The organism is Gordonia sp. WA4-43 (genome assembly GCF_020520305.1).
In the GTDB taxonomy this organism is placed as follows: Bacteria; Actinomycetota; Actinomycetes; order Mycobacteriales; family Mycobacteriaceae; genus Gordonia; species Gordonia hongkongensis.
The window spans coordinates 4,328,349-4,344,340 of sequence record NZ_CP084736.1 but is presented as its reverse complement, the minus strand read 5'-3'; the positions used below and the strand labels follow the sequence as shown (position 1 = coordinate 4,344,340).

The window sequence follows — 15,992 nt, the reverse complement described above, 5'->3', positions numbered from 1 at the left end:
CTTCCCCGGTACCGGGGCGGCCGTGTCCGGACCGGTCATTGCGGAACCGGAACCGCCATGTCCGCGAACTCGGGGTGACGTTCGATGAAGCGCTGCACGTAGGAGCAGACCGGCACGACCTGCTTGCCGCCGCGCCGGATGTCCTCGAGGACCGCCTGGACCAATTGGCCCGCGTACCCGTGACCACTGAACTGCTCGCGGATCACGGTGTGCGTGATGACCACCTGGTAGGGCTCGGAGACGTAGTCGAGATAACCGACGATCTCGTCGTCGCCCTGGGAATCGGCGACGAGGATCGCCTCGTACCGCTCCTGGGCAGGTGAGTGCTCGATTCGCAGGGTGCCCATGTCCGCCATGCCGTCTAATGTAGCGCGCGCCACACCGTCGACGCCATGGCGAAACGTGTCACGTCTGGATGTCCGAACGGACCCCGTCGGCTACTTCTGCCCCTGCGCGGCCACCGCGGCGGCACCCGCGGCGGCCGCCTCGGGGTCCAGGTAGGTACCACCCGGGTTGAGCGGTTTCAGGTCGTCGTCGAGGTCGTAACGAAGCGGGTTGCCGGTGGGGATGTTGAGTCCGGCGATGTCGTCGTCGGAGATGCCGTCGAGGTGCTTGACGAGCGCGCGCAGCGAGTTGCCGTGCGCCGCGAGCAGCACGTTCTTCCCCGCCCGGACGTCGGCGACGATCGTCTCGAGGTAGTACGGGATGAACCGCTCGACGACGTCCTTGAGGCACTCGGTCAGCGGCACCTCGGGGAGATCGGCGTACCGCGCGTCGCCCACCTGGCTGTATTCGGCATCGGGTTCGATCGCCGGCGGCGGGGTGTCGTAACTGCGACGCCACAGCATGAACTGCTCGTCGCCGAACTTCTCCTTGGTCTCGGCCTTGTTCAGGCCCTGCAGCGCGCCGTAGTGGCGCTCGTTGAGGCGCCAGTCGCGGATCACCGGGATCCAGAGCCGGTCGGCCCGGTCGAGGGCGATGTGCGCGGTCGTGATCGCGCGGCGCAGCAGCGACGTGTAGACGACGTCGGGCAGCAGGTCGTGCTCGACGAGGAGCTCGCCCCCGCGTTCGGCCTCGGCCCTGCCCTTGTCGGTGAGCGCCACATCGACCCAGCCGGTGAACTGGTTGGACGCATTCCATTCGCTCTCGCCGTGCCGCATCAGGATCAGGGTGCCGTTGCTCATGGCCGATAGTTTTCCACAGTCGGTGCGCACCCTCTCCTCACCGGCGCCGGAACCCCCGGCCGGACCCCGGCGCGCACCTGGCGACGACGAAATGGTAATGAACCGGTCGATTCGCCGCGCGAACGGCCATGGGCGGGTCTAGCGTTAGCGCATGACAGCCAGTACAGACGCCGGCGCGACCGGCCAGAATGCGGAGAAGCAGCCCGAGCTCAAACGCGTGTTGGGCTGGAAGCTGTTGTTGCTGTTCATCATCGGCGACATCCTGGGCACCGGCGTCTACGCACTCACCGGCCAGGTCGCCGGCGAGGTCGGGGGCGCGGCGTGGCTGCCGTTCCTGATCGCGTTCGCGGTGGCGACGCTGACGGCGTTCTCCTACCTGGAGCTGGTGACCAAATATCCCCAGGCCGCCGGCGCTGCCCTGTACGTGCACAAGGCTTTCGGCGTCCACTTCATCACCTTCATCGTGCTGTTCACCGTGATGTGTTCGGGTATCACCTCGGCGACCACCGCGTCCCGCGCGTTCGCGGTGAACATGCTGACCGGGATCAACGGCGGCGAGTCGCCGGACGCGACGCACCCAGCGCTGGTGTTCATCTCGATCGGCTTCCTGCTGCTGGTGATGTTCATCAATTTCCGCGGCGTCGCCGAGGGCGTCGGCACCAACGTGGTGTTGACCCTGGTGGAGCTGACGGGCCTCCTGCTGGTCATCTTCATCGCCTTGTTCTTCGTCTTCGGTGGCAACGCCGATCACTGGGATGCGGTGGTGGTTTTCGAATCGCCGGAGGAGAGGAACATCCTCATCGCGGTGTCGGCGGCGACGGCGCTGGCGTTCTTCGCACTGGTCGGATTCGAGGATTCGGTCAACATGGCCGAGGAGTGCAAAGAACCGACCAGGATCTTCCCCAAGGTCATGCTCAGTGGTCTGGGGATCACCGCGGTGGTGTACGTGCTCATCGCGATCCTCGCGGTCGCGATCGTGCCCGTGGGGGTGCTCGCCGAAAGCGAGACCCCGCTCGTGGACGTCGTGCAGACCGCCGCCCCGGATTTCCCGATGACCGAGCTGTTGCCGTGGATCTCGATGTTCGCGGTGGCGAACACGGCCCTGATCAACATGATGATGGCCAGCCGTCTGCTGTATGGCATGTCCAAGCAGGGGGTACTGCCCAAGTTCCTGTCCTACGTCCATCCCGGACGCCGCACCCCGTTCGCCGCGATCGTGTTCACCACAGCCATCGCACTGTGCCTGCTGGTCTACGTCAGCGCCGACCCGAAGGGTTCCATCGTCGGACTGCTCGGCGGCACCACCGCGCTGCTGCTGCTCGCGGTGTTCACCGTCGTCAATGTCTCGGTCTTGGTGTTGCGCAAGGATCACGTGGGGCACAACCACTTCCGCACCTATACGCCGGTTGCGGTGCTCGGCGCCGTGACCTCCGGGGCACTCACCCTCCCGTTCGCCCGCGCCGACAACCAGCAGTACGTGATCGCGGCCTGGCTACTCCTGCTCGGCGTCGTGCTGTGGGCGGTCACCTACTGGCATCACAAGCGGACCGGCGCCGAAGCGGCCTCCTACGACGACATCCCGCCCCACGAGATCCCGTGACGCACAAAAATCCGTATGACGTTGTGCCCGGTTTCCGGGCACAACGTCATACGGATGCCGCAGAGACTACTTGCGGAGGTCCTTGCGCAGGATCTTGCCCGAGGCCGACTTGGGGATCGTCTCGATGAACTCGACGGCCCGGACCTTCTTGTGCGGGGCCACCTTCGACGCCACGAACTCGATGACCTCGTCGGCGGTGATCTCCGCATCGGGCTGGCGCACGACGAAGGCCTTGGGGATCTCCTCGCCCGACTCCGCCTCGATCACGCCGATGACCGCGGCGTCGGCGATCTTGTCGTTGGTGAGCAGCAGTGCCTCGAGCTCGGCGGGCGGCACCTGGTAACCCTTGTACTTGATGAGCTCCTTGAGCCGGTCGACGATGTAGACGCATCCGGTCGGGTCGACCTGCGCCATGTCGCCGGTGTGCAGGTAGCCGTCGGCGTCGATGGTGTCGGCGGTCGCCTGATCGTTGTTGAGGTAGCCCAGCATCACGTTCGGCCCCTTGACCCACAGCTCGCCCGGCTCCGACAGTCCCTCGCTCGGCAGCTCGATCTCCGCACCCGATGCGGGGTCGACGATCTTGTTCTCGGAGTTCGGCACCGCCCACCCGGTCGAGGACAGCGGGGGGTCCTGCTGACCCAGCAGACCGGGGGTGTCGGCCGGGATGATGTGACTCACCGGCGACAACTCACTCATGCCGTAGCCCTGCAGCATGTGCAGGTCGAGGCGCTTGGCGACCGCCTGACCCAGCTCGTCGTCGAGCGGCGCCGCGCCCGACATCATCGTGTGCAGCGAGGACAGGTCGTAGTTGTCGATGATCGGGTGCTTGGCCAGCGCCACGGCCACCGGCGGCGCGATGTAGGCCATGGTGACCTTGTGGTTCTGGATGTTCTCGAGGAACTCGACGAGGTCGAACCGCGGCATCACGACCAGCGACGCCCGGTTGTACAGCGCCGCGTTCAGCAGCACCGTCATGCCGTAGATGTGGAAGAACGGCAGCACCGCGATCACCACGTCGTCGGCGCCCATGCCCTGCAGGGGACGGATCTGGGCGACGTTGGCCACCAGGTTGCGGTGCGAGAGCGCCACACCCTTCGGGTTGCCCGTCGTCCCCGACGAGTACGGCAGCACCGCGACATGGGTGGACGGATCGAAGGACACCTCCGGCGCGGCCAGTCCGGCGCCCAGGAGGTCCGCCGCGTTCGGGTGCCCCGAGGCGTCCTGCCCGTCGCCGTCGAGCACGATCAGATCCGCATCCGCGAGCCCCACCTCGGCGGCCGCGGCCTTGGCCTGCTCGAGCATCGGCGAGACCGTCACCAGCATCTTGGCGCCGGAATCCCGCAACTGCTTGGCGATCTCGGGACCGGTGAACAGCGCGTTGATCGTCGTGGCGGTGCCACCGGCGCGCAGGATGCCGTGGAACACCGTGGCGAACGCCGGGATGTTGGGCGAGAGGATGCCCACCACGTCGCCCACACCGATCCCCCGCGACGCCAACGCACCCGCAGCCGCGTCGATCTGCGAGATCAACTGCGCATACGTCGTCGTCGCCCCCGACTTCGGGTCCACCAGCGCGATACGGGACAGGTCCTCCTCGGCCACCGCGCCGAACAGGAACTCGAACACACTCACGTCCGGGATCTCGACGTCGGGGAACGGACTCGTGAAGCTCATGACACCTCCATTGGGGAATTTCTCGACCGCATCGTATCAACGCACGTTGACACGATGTGACGTGGACCTCTCTCGAGAGAGTCTACGATTCGTCCGATTCGGCGGTCGACGGATCCTCGGTGACGCTCTGCGCACCGTCGACGACCGACTCACCCGGTATGTAGCGACCTTCGAGCGGCTTCCCCGCCTCCGGCAGGGACTCCTTGTCGATGAGGTGCTCGAAGGCGAGCAGGTTGCGCAGCGATTCGCCGCGCGACACCCGCCACGCCCACTCCCGCTGGATCGAGGTCAGGAACCCGAGTTCGAGCAGGGTGTTGAAATCCCCGTCCGCGGCCTCGAGGACCTGCCCCAGGATCCGGTCGACCTCGCCGGAACTCAACCCGTCGGCGGAGATCCGGCCCACGAGGTAGATGTCACCGGTGTTGTCGATGGTGTAGGCGACGCCATACAGCCGGCGGTTGCGCTTCAACAGGTACTTGTACACGCCGGCGTGGTTCTCATCGGGCCGGCGGCACACGAAGGCCTCCACCCGGACGCCGTGCTCGCTCGCCGTCAGCAGCACGGTGGTCTTGAGTTTGCGTTCGCCGGGCAGCTCGACGACCACGTGATCGACGTCGGCCCCGCCGCCGCTCTTGCGTGCGAAGGCGATCTCGTTCTCGCCCAGCGTCTTCTCCAGCAGGTCGACGACCTCGTTGCGACTCACGACATCCTCTCGTCGGTGGTATCGGGAACCCCTTGCGCAGCGGGCGATTTCGGCGCAGCGTCAGACGGTGACCCGGTTGCGCCGACGACGCCAGCGGCGTCGAAGGCGCGCCGAGGCCGCGGCCGTAGCGGACACCTCGGGCGACGCCGGACGCTGGTGCGCGGCGAACGACCGCATCGCCCGGCCGTAACTCTCGAGGAGCTGATCGACCGTGTGTTCCCAGGAGAACTGCTCGGCGTGGGCGCGGGCGTGCTGTCCGAGCTCGACGAGTCGATCGGGTTGCGCGAGAAGCTTTTCCAGCGCATTCGTCCAGTCCCCGACCCGATGCCCGTTGACCAGCACCCCGGTCCGGCCGTCGTCGACTGCCACCCCGAGGCCACCCACATTCGCGGCGATGACGGGCGTCCCGCAGGCCTGCGCCTCGATCGCGACCAGTCCGAAACTCTCCGAATGACTGGGCACGGCAACCACATCCGACGCCCGGTAGACCTGCACCAGACGGTTCGCCGGCTGGGGCGGCAGGAAGCTGACCGAATCGGCGATCCCGAGTTCGGCGACCTGATCCATCAGCGCGGTGGGCCGTTGCAGCCCCGACCCCGACGGCCCGCCCACGATGAGCACCCGCAGCCTCCGCCCGGTCGCGGCGGACTCCCCGATGAGCGGCGCGACCGCGGCGACCAGGAGGTCCGGGGCCTTCAGCGGCTGGATGCGCCCGACGAACGTCACGATCATCTCGTCGGGGTCGAGGCCGAGCTCCGCGCGGGCGGCCGCGGCGGAACCCGGCGTGTAACAGTCGAGATCGGCACCCGGGGTCACCACGTCGATACGGTCGGCGGCGGCACCGTACATCGAGAGCAATTCGGTCGCCTCGGTCTGGGTGTTGGCGACCAGACGATCGGCCTCCCCGACCACCTGCTGCTCCCCGATGACCCGCAGCTGCGGCTCGGCGGTGTCGCCCTCGGCCAGCGATGCGTTCTTGACCGCGGCCAGGGTGTGCGCGGTGTGCACCAGCGGTACACCCCACCGGTCGCGGGCGAGCCACCCCACCTGGCCGGAGAGCCAGTAGTGCGAGTGGATGACGTCGTAGTGACCGGGCGCCTGCGCGGCCTCGGCACGCAGGACCCCGGCCGTGAACGCACACAGCTGGGCGGGCAGGTCGCGCTTGTCGAGGCCCTCGAACGGGCCGGCGACGACGTTGCGCACCGTCACCCCCGGCGCTGCGGCGACATACGCCGGGTCGGCCGACGACGTCGCGCGGGTGAAGATCTCGACCTCGACTCCCCGACGGGCCAGCCGCGTCGCGGTCTGCCAGACGTAGACGTTCATCCCGCCGGCGTCGCCGGTGCCCGGTTGCGCCAGCGGCGAGGTGTGCACGGAGATCAGCGCGACACGCCGCGGGGACGGGCTCGAGGTCATGGTCTCCACCATAGAGAAACGCCGTGTCGGGCGAGGAGTCCCCCGGCCTGCGGACACCCTGCACGCCCGTCGCCGCGATCACCTAGACTGCTTTCGGTAACGATTGTCATTTGCGTGAAGGTTGTCGATGAAGAAATCCCTGCTGGCCACGGCCGGTGTGCTGTCCGCCGCCGCCCTGGTGTTGTCCGCCTGCTCCAGCGACTCCGGCGGGACCGACGGCCCCCCGACCGTGGTCGCGTCCACGAACGTCTGGGGTTCGGTGGCGGCCGCGGTCGCCGGCGACAACGCCGAGGTGACCGCGCTGTACACCAACGCCGACGGTGATCCGCACGAGTTCGAGCCCTCGGCAGCGGACACCGCGACGATCGCCGATGCCGACATCCTCGTCTTCAACGGCGGCCACTACGACTCCTACATGGAGGAGGCGGCGGCCAACTCGGACGCGACGGCGGTCGACGCCTACGCCCTGCTCGGGAGCGACGAGCATGCCGACGAGGCCGGTGGCGATCACGGCGACGAGCACGCGTCCGGCGATCACTCCGACGGTGCTCACGACCACGCGCACGGCGACCAGAACGAGCACGTCTTCTACGACCTCCCCGTCGTCGCCCAGGTGGCCGACAAGGTCGCCGACGCGCTTGCCGAGAAGGACCCGGGCAACGCGGAGTCCTACCGCGCCAACGCCGAGACCTTCACCACCGGCATCGACGGTCTGCGCGCGAAGCTCACCACCATCCGGGAACAGCACGCCGACACCGAGGTCGCCCAGACCGAGCCGCTCGCGGGCTACATGCTGACCGAGGCCGGGCTCGTCGACATCGCACCGGCCGGTTTCACCCAGGCCGTCGAGGAGGGCCAGTCACCCGCGGCCGCCGACCGTGCGGCACTGCAGGACGTCCTGGCCGACCGTCGGGCGAAGGTGCTGATCTACAACACCCAGGCCGTGGACCCGGTGACACAGGCCATGCTCGACGTCGCGCGCTCCGCGGGCGTCCCGGTCGTGGAGTTCACCGAGACCCTGCCCGACGGCGTCACCGACTACGTCGTGTGGCAGGGCGCCCAGATCGACGCCCTGACCGCGGCGCTGGGTTCCGGCTCCAATTGACCGGGGCAGGCGACTCGTCCGGAGCAGGCAAGGGCAGGCCGGTCGTGGAGTTCACCGGCGCCCGGCTCGCGTTCGGCGACCGGGTTCTCTGGGACGACCTCGACCTGACGATCGAACCCGGTGAGTTCGTCGCGGTCCTCGGGCCCAACGGCTCCGGCAAGACGTCGTTCCTGCGGGTTCTGTTGCACCAGTACGCGCTCGACCGCGGCACCGTGACCACCACCGACGCGGTGGGCTACATCCCCCAGCAGCACGCCGAGGACGACGCCGACCCGATGGCCATCCGCGGCCGGGACCTCGTCGGGTTCGGTGTCGACGGCGGCCGCTGGGGTGTGGGACTCCGGGGCCGGGCACGACGCCGCGCACTCGTCGACACCGCGCTCGGTTCGGTGGACGCCCTGCCGTACGCCGACGCCCCGCTGGGCGTCCTGTCCGGCGGCGAGCAGCAACGGCTACGCGTCGCCCAGGCGGTGGTGAGCGATCCCGCGCTGCTGCTCTGCGACGAGCCGCTCGCCAGTCTCGATCCGACCAACCAGCAGGTGGTCGTGGACCTCATCGATCGCCGGCGCCGGGACGCCGGGACGGCCGTCGTGTTCGTGACCCACGAGATCAACCCGATCCTGCCCTTTGTCGACCGTGTCCTGTACCTCGTCGACGGCCGGTTCCGCATCGGCGAGCCGCATGAGGTGATGACGACGGAGACGCTGAGCGAGCTGTACGGCAGCGACGTCGAGGTGTTGCGCGTCAACGGCCGTCTGGTCGTGATCGGCGGCGAGGACGCCCACCACTGCGCCGCCGACAGCGAACCGGGTGTCGCGAGGCGAGGCGGTCCGGCGTGAGCGTCACCCACCTCTCCGTCGACCGTTCGTTGAGCGACCTCTGGGATTTCTCCACCACCATCGACCTGCTGGGTTACGACTTCATGCAGCAGGCACTGCTCGCGATGGTGCTGCTCGGCCTCCTGGGCGGCCTGCTGGGCCCGCTCATCGTCGCCCGGCAGATGTCCTTCGCGGTGCACGGCGCCAGCGAACTGTCGGTGACCGGTGCCGCGGCGGCCCTGCTGATCGGGTTCAGCGTGAACCTCGGCGGCGTCATCGGCGCGGTCATCGCCGCGGCGGTGTTCGGCTTCCTCGGCAACAAGGCGCGGGAGCGCGACTCGGTGATCGGCGTCGTGATGGCGTTCGGCCTCGGCATCGGCGTCCTGTTCCTGGCCTTGTACGGCCGGATCGGGACCGGCTTCGCGTTGCTGACCGGTCAGGTCGTGAGCGTCGGCATCAACGGCCTGGTCGCGATCGCCATCACCACGGGCATCGTCGTCGTCGTGCTGGCCGTCATCTACCGGCCACTGCTGTTCGCCTCCACCGATCCCCGGGTCGCGCAGGCGCGGGGGGTACCCATCCGGACCCTCTCGGTGGTGTTCGCGATCATCATGGGCCTGGCGGCCGCGCAGGGCGTGCAGATCATCGGCGCGCTGCTGGTGATGTCGCTGATGATCACCCCGGGCGCCGCCGCCGCCCGCGTCACGTCGAATCCGACGCGCACGCTGGTGTTGTCGGTCGTGTTCGCCGAGGTCGCGGCGGTCGGCGGGCTGCTGATGTCGCTCGCTCCCAAGCTGCCCGTGTCGGTCTTCGTCACGATCATCTCGTTCGCGATCTACGTCGTGTGCCGGATCATCGGCAACCGCCGCGTGCATTCCACGCGCTGATCCGACAGAACACAACCACTGCCGGGCCGCCTCGCTCACACCGCAGTACGTTTCATTCCTCGGCGAAGCCGGGGTTGCATCCGGCGCCGACCATGTCCTCCTCGGCGACGACCGGCCGGCCGGGTTCGAGGTTCCAGCTGGGCTTCTCGGGTTCGACGATGCGGGCGAACCGCCAGTGGCAATCGAACTGGGCCTGCATCCCGGGGGTGTCGGCGGTGGGGTCGAGAGCGACGACCTCCGCCCACGCGGCGGCCATCGCGCCGGGGTCGGTGGTGTAGCGCCCGGAATTCGTGGGGAACACCGAGAGGCTCGGACCGACCGCGGTGTCGGTCCACTCGGTCCGCTCGATGTACGGCGGGCGGTAGACGATCGTCGGCGCGCTCTCGGTGGGCGAGTACGGGCCCGATGAATACGGGGTGGGCGACGGGCTCGTCGTGCTCGAGCCGGTCGTGCTCGGACCCGGTGCTCCGGGGTCGACCGCGTCTGTCCCGCACGCGGACAGGACCGCGGCGACGGCCAGCGCGCCGGCCGCGGCGCACCACCGCCGCCGCCCTCCGTCTGTCACTCCCGCACCCGCCCTGCGCAACCCCGTCGACATACCGACACCCTAGGTGACGGGTAGCCTGCACCTTGTGGTCCGCCGGCGCACGCACAAGCGGGCGGTCGGGTTGTTCGTCACCGCGATCGCCGTCGTCGTGCTGTGCCTCGCGGGGTGTGCGCGCACCCCCGATCCGGGACCTCCCCAGATCACCCAGTCGCATCGGGCCTCGACCACGCCCACCGGCCTGGTGCTCGACGGAAAACCCTGGTGGCCCGCGGGTTTCAATGCGTATCAGCTCAGCACCGACTGGTCGGTCAACCGCGGCTGCGGCGCCCAGGTCGACGCCGACGGGTACTTCGACAGACTCCCGCCCCGCGCGCTGACCCGATTCAACCTGTACTCGGTCTTCGCCGTCGACAAGCGCAGCGGGCTCATCGATTTCGGGCCGATCGACCGGGTCTTCCAGGCCGCGGCCCGGCATCACCAGATGGTCCTGCCGGTCCTCACCGGAGGCTCGGGCGACTGTGAGGACGAGCGGTTCAAAGAGCGCGACTTCTACGTCGACGGTTGGCAGACCGAGGAGATCGTCGGCGGGCTGACATACGCGGAGTGGGTCGAGATCGCGGTGACCCGCTGGCACGACGAGCCGTCGATCGCCGGCTGGGAACTCGTCGGGGAGCCCGAGGCGAGCGAATGCGGTCCGGCCTCGTGCGACTGGGAGGCGCGAACGTGTCCCGACGATGCCACGACCGTGTTGCGCGCGTTCTTCGACCGCGCCGGCGCCCATCTCCGGGCCTACGACGCCGACCGTCCGATCTTCTCGGGAGTGGTGGGCGGCGACCAGTGCGGCCTCGCGGGCGCGGGTTATGCCGAGGTCCTGGGCTCGGCCGGCGTGGACGTGCTCGACTTTCACGACTACCGCTCCGATGTCGATCCCGAATCGGGGCCCGCGGGCAGCAATCTGCGCGCACGACTGGCGCAGGCTCGCGAGCTCGGAAAACCGCTCGTGGTCAACGAGATCGGGATACACGCCGGCTCATGTGTCTCGATCGCGAACCGGGCCGAACAGTTCGAGACCATCATCGCGCGCCACCGCGACGCCGGGGTCGCCGGCGCGCTGCTGTGGTCCTTCGTGCCGGACCCGCGCGGCGCGCAGTGCTCGTACGACATCGGGTTGCATGACCCGGCCTGGAATGTGGTGCGCGAGAACGCCTCCTGATCGCGTGCGACGGCCCGCTCGGGCTCACACCAGCTGATACAGCCGCCAGTCCGGCAGATCCGCGCCCTGGTTGCGCGCCTCGAGGACGAGAACCCCGATCTGGGCGCCGTTCTCGTAGATGGTCGGATACCGCTGGTTGACCGCGTCGGAGAGTCCCCGACCTTCCGGTGGGACGGTGAGGAAGTAGCGCACACCGCCGCCGACCGGGTCGTTGAGCAGCTGCGCGAAGTCGCGATCCGACGGGATGACGAACTGGCGCGGCCGCTCGGACTGGACCACCACCGCGAAGCCGTACACGGTGTCGCACAACACCGCGCCGTCGGGCAGGTCCAGACCGTCGAGATACTGCGCCAGCGCCCGCTCGGTGGAGAACGACCGCACGATGCGCTGCTCGCCGCGGTACTTCTGGTCCACCGAGTCCGGGCGCGGATCGACCACCGATCCGAGCGCGAACTCCTGGGGCGCGTACTTGGGTGACGTCATCCCGGCGGCGGTGACCGGGATCGCGGTGGCGACCACGACGATCACGATCGTCGCGGCGATCTTGTTACTCCAACGCGAGGCATAGGGGCGGGGCGGCAGAATGTCCGAATGCCTGCCCTCGCGACGCATCGGAACCTGCTGCCGTAGGGGCACAGACAACAGGGCGATGACCGCGGCGAGCAGGACCACGGTCATGTAGAACCGAAGAAAGCCGAACGTCGAACCGCGTGAGTAACCGAAGACCTGAAACGCCAGCACGGCCACGATCAGCAGTGCGGGCAACATCGCCGCAAGCCGATGACGTCGGGCACGGACCCCGATGACTCCGAGAATGAGTATCGGAAGCAGTGGCGCGAGGATGAAGATCTCGGTGAGGGAGAACCCGATCGCATCCCCGGTCGTCGACGACCCGCTACCGCCGGACTGCGCGATGATCGCGGCGTTGCCGTACTCAGAGGTGAACTGCGCGAACGCGTCACCCGTGATGAGCCAGCCCGCCGCCGCCCAGGCGAGGAAGGCCAGTGCGCTGGGCGCCACCACCAGGGTGACGTCGAGGAGCGTGCGCGACACCCGTTTTCGGCGGTCGCGACGTGTGTAGGTCACCCAGCCGACCACGAAGGCCGCGGCCAATGCGGCGGCACCGCCGTCGTAGCGGGTGAGATAGGACAGGCCGAGCGCGATCCCGGCCACCACGAGCTCGTGGACGTCGTCTGAGGAGACCCACCGGATCAGACGACGGGTGGCCCAGGCCAAGAAGAAGAGGTACGGCGCCTCGCTCATCCCGTTCGCGGCATAGAGGACGATCATCGGATTGATCGCATAGAAGATCGTGAAAGTGCCCGCCACGAGCGGACGCAGGCCCTGGTCGCGCGCGATCCCCGACGCCTGCACCACCGATCCGGCCATGAACGCCGACGACATGATCACCGCCGAGAGCGCCTGCGTCGTCATCTCCGGGAACCACGGGGTGAGCGCGGTCAGCGGCAGCTGGACGATGGCGGTCAGCGGGGTGAAGATGAATCCGATCGCCGCGAGATGCGGTGTCCGACTGAACAGTACGCTCTGTGCCGACTGCACCCTCGAGAGCGCGTCGCCGAAGAACAGGTGCACCTCGCTGACGAGGTAGACCCCGATGACGAGGTACGGGATCCACGTCGCGAGGAAGATGAGCACCGAGGCCGGGACACGGCGGGTCACGTCGGCTCCTGCCCGTCGGGATCGGTGTCCGGCGAACTGCTCGTCGACAGACCGTGAAAGGTCTTCTCCCAGTACGACGGATTGACCAGGGTCTGCCACATGCCCTTGATGGCGGCGACACTCATCATCAGCCAGTACAGCGGGATGAGAAGGGCCGAACCGAGCAGTTCGCTGCGATCGTCCTCGCGGATCGCGACGAGGTTCATGTACAGCGCCGCCCCGTTGCCCAGCAGCAGCGAGATCAGCGACAGGTAGTAGATGGGTCCGGGGAACAGCTCGGCGACGACCGGTGGCTGTCCGCCGATCCACAGCGCCAGGATCAGCCAGAACACCATGTTCAGGCAGGCGATCACCGGGGTTCCGGCGATCAGCAGCGTGAAGCGCCCGAACGCGACGGGCCCGAGGATGTGCCAGAGCTTGACCGGGTGCCGCATGTGGACGAGCCACGTCTGCATGTAGCCCTTGTACCAACGGGAGCGCTGGCGGACCCAGTTGATGGCATCGACATTGGCCTCTTCCATCGTGACCGAGTCGAGCACCAGGGTGCGGTATCCGTGGTCGGCGATGCGGACCCCGAGGTCGGCGTCCTCGGTCACGTTGTAGGGGTCCCAGGCGCCGATCGTGTCGAGAACATCGCGGCGGAAGTGATTCGACGTGCCGCCCAACGGGATCGGCGCGCGGCTGACCATCATGCCCGGCAGCAGGAAGCCGAACCAGATGCCGTAGTCGGCCGTGAACCACTCGGTCAGCATGTTGTCGCGCACGTTGTGGAAGCTGAGCTTGCCCTGCACGCAGACCACCGAGTCGTCGCCGGAGTTGTTCAGCACGTACACCGCCCGACGCAACTGCAACGGGTCGGGTTTGTCCTCGGCGTCGAAGATGGTGACGATGTCGCCGGTGGCGAAGTGCATGCCGTAGTTGCAGGCCTTCGGTTTGGTCCGCGGCTGTGCCGGGGGTGTCAGGACGACCGTGACGATCCCGTTCTCCTCCACCCCGCGCGCCGCCTCGATCGTCGGCTCGTCGTCCTCTTCCAGCAGCAGCAGGACCTGGAGCTTGTCCCGTGGGTACTCGATCGTCTCCATCGCGGCCACCAGTTGACCCACCACCTCCGGCTCGCCGTAGGCCGGGACGAACACGGTGTAGGCGGGCAACTCGTCGTCGGGGATGGACCGGGCGTCCTCGTCGGAGACGCGTATGGCACCGTTGACCAGCCCCCGCCGGAAGATCACCAGGCGGTCGGCGAGGGTCACCACGTATCCGATCGTGGCGATCGAGACCAGGGTGGCGCAGGTCCCGACCGGTTCGATCACCATCGCGACGGCGATGATGCCGAGCAGCGCGAACCCGATGATCTTCTGAATCCGGCTGAAGGCCACCGAGGCCGACATGTCCTCGTCGGCGTTGCGAAGGCGGTTCACGGCGTCTTCGAGGGCCTGCGCCCGGTAGTCCGGGTCGGCGAGCAGTTCGGCCACCGGACGCGTCGGTCTCGTGCTGCGCGCGACCCCCGGCTTGTCGGCGGCTGCGGCGTGCCCGGGGCCGGCCTCGTCGATGCTCATGCACCGGCCCCCCGAGCGGCCCCGAGTTGGGCCCGGATGAGCTCCCCGGCCAGGCCGATGAGCAGGGCCTCGTCCTTGAGTTGCGGGTCGGTGTCCAGCAGGACCGAGTTGCCCCGCAGCAGGATCGTCATCAGTGAGTTCATGTTCGCCAGGATCGTGATGCGCGGCTCCGGGAAGTAGGCCTCGGGCTCGTGGTTGTCGACCGCCCACAGCATGACCTGCTGGGTGCGGTTGCCGTTGTTCCATCGCCAGGACAGCACCGTGTAGGTCAGGTAGCGCTCGTCGTCGACGACACTCCACACCCGACCCCGGACCCCGTTCGACAGGTCCACCTCGATCGGAAGGCTCGTGCGTTCGTTGGACAGGTCGTATCGGAAGATGTCCGGGTAGACGTCGAGGACGAGTGGCCGCCTGCTGTCGACGCTGTCGACGACCACCCGCCGGGGACGCGCGAACTTGTCGTAGGCCCGGTTGCCGCGGGTCTGCACCAGGACCTGGCGGATCAGCACGGACCCCGGCCCGTAGAGGCGTGACACCCACCCGTAGACACCCAGGGACTCCTGCCGCCAGCCGACCGGGACCACGAGCGGCTCACCGATACCGAGCTGCGGATAGCGATTGCTCTGGTAGTTGCTACCCACCGGCGGGGTGGGGCACAGCGCCAGCAGGACCGCCACGAGCAGCACCACCAGACCCGGCCGGCCCACGAACGGGACTTTCGGCGGACTGATCCGGCCGGCCTCGGGCGGCGACCACTGCCGGCCGCCGCGCCGCCGATAGTCGACCAGCATGTAGGCCGACGTCGCGAGGGCCGCGATCAGGCCCGGGTAGGGCACGACGATGTTCCGGGGCGCGCCGAGCGCGTCGAACACGAACAGCGCGACCAGGCCAACCGCACCGGCCAGCAGCGCCGCGAGCAGCTTCCGCCGCCACGTCCGACCCACCGCGATCGCGGTCGCGGCGACGGCCATCAGCACCACCACGAAACCGGCGGCGAGCGACGTCCCACCCATGATCAGCACGACGGCGCGGACCGGCGGCGGGAAGATGAGCACCAACAGCAGCCACACCCACCGGTAGCGGGAGACCGGACGCAGCCCGAAGAGCAGAACCGCGGCGCCGAAGACGAACAACCACAGGGCGAGCAGATCCATGTGGGTGGTGAGGTACGCGCGCGCATAGCGCGGGTTGACCAGATACTTCATCGCCAGCGCGAGGATCAGCACCACGATGCCGACGATGACGTCGGTCTGCCGGTCGTAGATCGGCAGTTCGTCGACGGTGCGCCACGACACCCCGATGACGGCGATCAGCGCGAGGACGACCAGCACCGGGACGTAGAGGATGAGCGTCTGCGCCATCAACTCGTCGACGATCGCGACGATGGTGTTCCAGAACCCCAGGGCCGTGCACCCGATCAGGAACAGCCACCGGGCCGCCACCAGCCACTCCGGGTGATCGACGAATGCGGGGTGCGGCGTCTCGGGCTTGCGGCGCGTGACGACGCCGACGAGCGTGGCGACCGCACTCGTCGTGCCGGCCGACCCCGAATCCGGGGTCGACGGTTCCGGGTTCTGCGCCGTGGTCGTCGCGGGAGCCTCGGGCACGC

General features: G+C 68.3%; 14 protein-coding genes. 5 read left to right on the top strand and 9 right to left on the bottom strand.

What is annotated here, in order from left to right:
* Positions 1 to 35: 35 nt before the first annotated feature.
* A complete protein-coding gene (locus LEL84_RS19720; protein ID WP_058252631.1) occupies positions 36 to 356 on the bottom strand; it encodes a GNAT family N-acetyltransferase in 321 nt (106 codons plus the stop codon).
* Positions 357 to 437: 81 nt separating this feature from the next.
* Complete coding sequence (locus LEL84_RS19715; RefSeq protein ID WP_058252630.1) at positions 438 to 1,184, bottom strand: phosphoglyceromutase; 747 nt, start codon at positions 1,182 to 1,184, stop codon at positions 438 to 440.
* 151 nt (positions 1,185 to 1,335) lie between these two features.
* Between LEL84_RS19715 and LEL84_RS19710 the strand changes: the two genes are divergently transcribed.
* Entirely contained in the window at positions 1,336 to 2,784 is a 1,449-nt protein-coding gene (locus LEL84_RS19710; protein ID WP_226512562.1) for an APC family permease, read from the top strand.
* A 66-nt stretch (positions 2,785 to 2,850) separates the two neighbouring features.
* Here the strand turns inward: LEL84_RS19710 and LEL84_RS19705 are convergent, their stop codons facing one another.
* From LEL84_RS19705 to mshA, 3 genes are all read right to left on the bottom strand, one after another.
* Positions 2,851 to 4,458, bottom strand: coding sequence for a 4-coumarate--CoA ligase family protein (locus LEL84_RS19705; RefSeq protein WP_226512561.1), 1,608 nt, complete (start codon positions 4,456 to 4,458; stop codon positions 2,851 to 2,853).
* A gap of 82 nt (positions 4,459 to 4,540) precedes the next feature.
* The gene (locus tag LEL84_RS19700) at positions 4,541 to 5,161 is read right to left on the bottom strand and encodes a YbjN domain-containing protein (protein ID WP_159370148.1); all 621 of its coding nucleotides are present in this window, start codon (positions 5,159 to 5,161) and stop codon (positions 4,541 to 4,543) included.
* A gap of 60 nt (positions 5,162 to 5,221) precedes the next feature.
* A complete protein-coding gene (gene mshA, locus LEL84_RS19695; RefSeq protein WP_226512560.1) occupies positions 5,222 to 6,577 on the bottom strand; it encodes a D-inositol-3-phosphate glycosyltransferase in 1,356 nt (451 codons plus the stop codon).
* Between the two features lie 127 nt (positions 6,578 to 6,704).
* Here mshA and LEL84_RS19690 point away from each other — a divergent pair, with 127 nt between their 5' ends.
* The 3 genes from LEL84_RS19690 to LEL84_RS19680 are packed head-to-tail and all read left to right on the top strand — an operon-like array spanning position 6,705 to position 9,387.
* Positions 6,705 to 7,682 (top strand): metal ABC transporter solute-binding protein, Zn/Mn family, encoded by a 978-nt coding sequence (locus LEL84_RS19690; protein ID WP_226512559.1) that lies wholly within the window; start codon positions 6,705 to 6,707, stop codon positions 7,680 to 7,682.
* Complete coding sequence (locus LEL84_RS19685) at positions 7,679 to 8,521, top strand: metal ABC transporter ATP-binding protein (protein ID WP_159370145.1); 843 nt, start codon at positions 7,679 to 7,681, stop codon at positions 8,519 to 8,521. The genes LEL84_RS19690 and LEL84_RS19685 overlap by 4 nt, the downstream gene beginning before the upstream one ends.
* Positions 8,518 to 9,387: a metal ABC transporter permease gene (locus LEL84_RS19680; RefSeq protein WP_065629189.1), complete on the top strand. Its 870-nt coding sequence runs from the start codon at positions 8,518 to 8,520 to the stop codon at positions 9,385 to 9,387. The genes LEL84_RS19685 and LEL84_RS19680 overlap by 4 nt, the downstream gene beginning before the upstream one ends.
* A 52-nt stretch (positions 9,388 to 9,439) precedes the next feature.
* On the opposite strand, the gene LEL84_RS19675 is transcribed toward LEL84_RS19680, so the two are convergent.
* The gene (locus tag LEL84_RS19675) at positions 9,440 to 9,985 is read right to left on the bottom strand and encodes a DUF2599 domain-containing protein (protein ID WP_226512558.1); all 546 of its coding nucleotides are present in this window, start codon (positions 9,983 to 9,985) and stop codon (positions 9,440 to 9,442) included.
* A gap of 13 nt (positions 9,986 to 9,998) precedes the next feature.
* On the opposite strand from LEL84_RS19675, the gene LEL84_RS19670 reads away from it, so the two are divergent.
* Positions 9,999 to 11,147 (top strand): beta-mannosidase, encoded by a 1,149-nt coding sequence (locus tag LEL84_RS19670; protein ID WP_159370143.1) that lies wholly within the window; start codon positions 9,999 to 10,001, stop codon positions 11,145 to 11,147.
* 24 nt (positions 11,148 to 11,171) lie between these two features.
* On the opposite strand, the gene LEL84_RS19665 is transcribed toward LEL84_RS19670, so the two are convergent.
* Genes LEL84_RS19665 through LEL84_RS19655 form a run of 3 tightly spaced genes read right to left on the bottom strand, consistent with a single transcriptional unit; the run spans position 11,172 to position 15,990 of the window.
* Positions 11,172 to 12,827 (bottom strand): glycosyltransferase family 39 protein, encoded by a 1,656-nt coding sequence (locus LEL84_RS19665; protein ID WP_226512557.1) that lies wholly within the window; start codon positions 12,825 to 12,827, stop codon positions 11,172 to 11,174.
* Positions 12,824 to 14,383: a glycosyltransferase gene (locus LEL84_RS19660; RefSeq protein ID WP_226512556.1), complete on the bottom strand. Its 1,560-nt coding sequence runs from the start codon at positions 14,381 to 14,383 to the stop codon at positions 12,824 to 12,826. The genes LEL84_RS19665 and LEL84_RS19660 overlap by 4 nt, the downstream gene beginning before the upstream one ends.
* Positions 14,380 to 15,990 (bottom strand): hypothetical protein, encoded by a 1,611-nt coding sequence (locus tag LEL84_RS19655; RefSeq protein ID WP_159370140.1) that lies wholly within the window; start codon positions 15,988 to 15,990, stop codon positions 14,380 to 14,382. The genes LEL84_RS19660 and LEL84_RS19655 overlap by 4 nt, the downstream gene beginning before the upstream one ends.
* Positions 15,991 to 15,992: the final 2 nt, after the last annotated feature.

What these genes read in the sequence shown, in the direction of transcription:
- LEL84_RS19675 (WP_226512558.1), bottom strand. Translation starts at nt 9,985, where the DNA reads ATGTCGACGGGGTTGCGCAGGGCGGGTGCGGGAGTGACAGACGGAGGG.
- LEL84_RS19715 (WP_058252630.1), bottom strand. Translation starts at nt 1,184, where the DNA reads ATGAGCAACGGCACCCTGATCCTGATGCGGCACGGCGAGAGCGAATGG.
- LEL84_RS19660 (WP_226512556.1), bottom strand. Translation starts at nt 14,383, where the DNA reads ATGAGCATCGACGAGGCCGGCCCCGGGCACGCCGCAGCCGCCGACAAG.
- mshA (WP_226512560.1), bottom strand. Translation starts at nt 6,577, where the DNA reads ATGACCTCGAGCCCGTCCCCGCGGCGTGTCGCGCTGATCTCCGTGCAC.
- LEL84_RS19710 (WP_226512562.1), top strand. Translation starts at nt 1,336, where the DNA reads ATGACAGCCAGTACAGACGCCGGCGCGACCGGCCAGAATGCGGAGAAG.
- LEL84_RS19690 (WP_226512559.1), top strand. Translation starts at nt 6,705, where the DNA reads ATGAAGAAATCCCTGCTGGCCACGGCCGGTGTGCTGTCCGCCGCCGCC.
- LEL84_RS19720 (WP_058252631.1), bottom strand. Translation starts at nt 356, where the DNA reads ATGGCGGACATGGGCACCCTGCGAATCGAGCACTCACCTGCCCAGGAG.
- LEL84_RS19705 (WP_226512561.1), bottom strand. Translation starts at nt 4,458, where the DNA reads ATGAGCTTCACGAGTCCGTTCCCCGACGTCGAGATCCCGGACGTGAGT.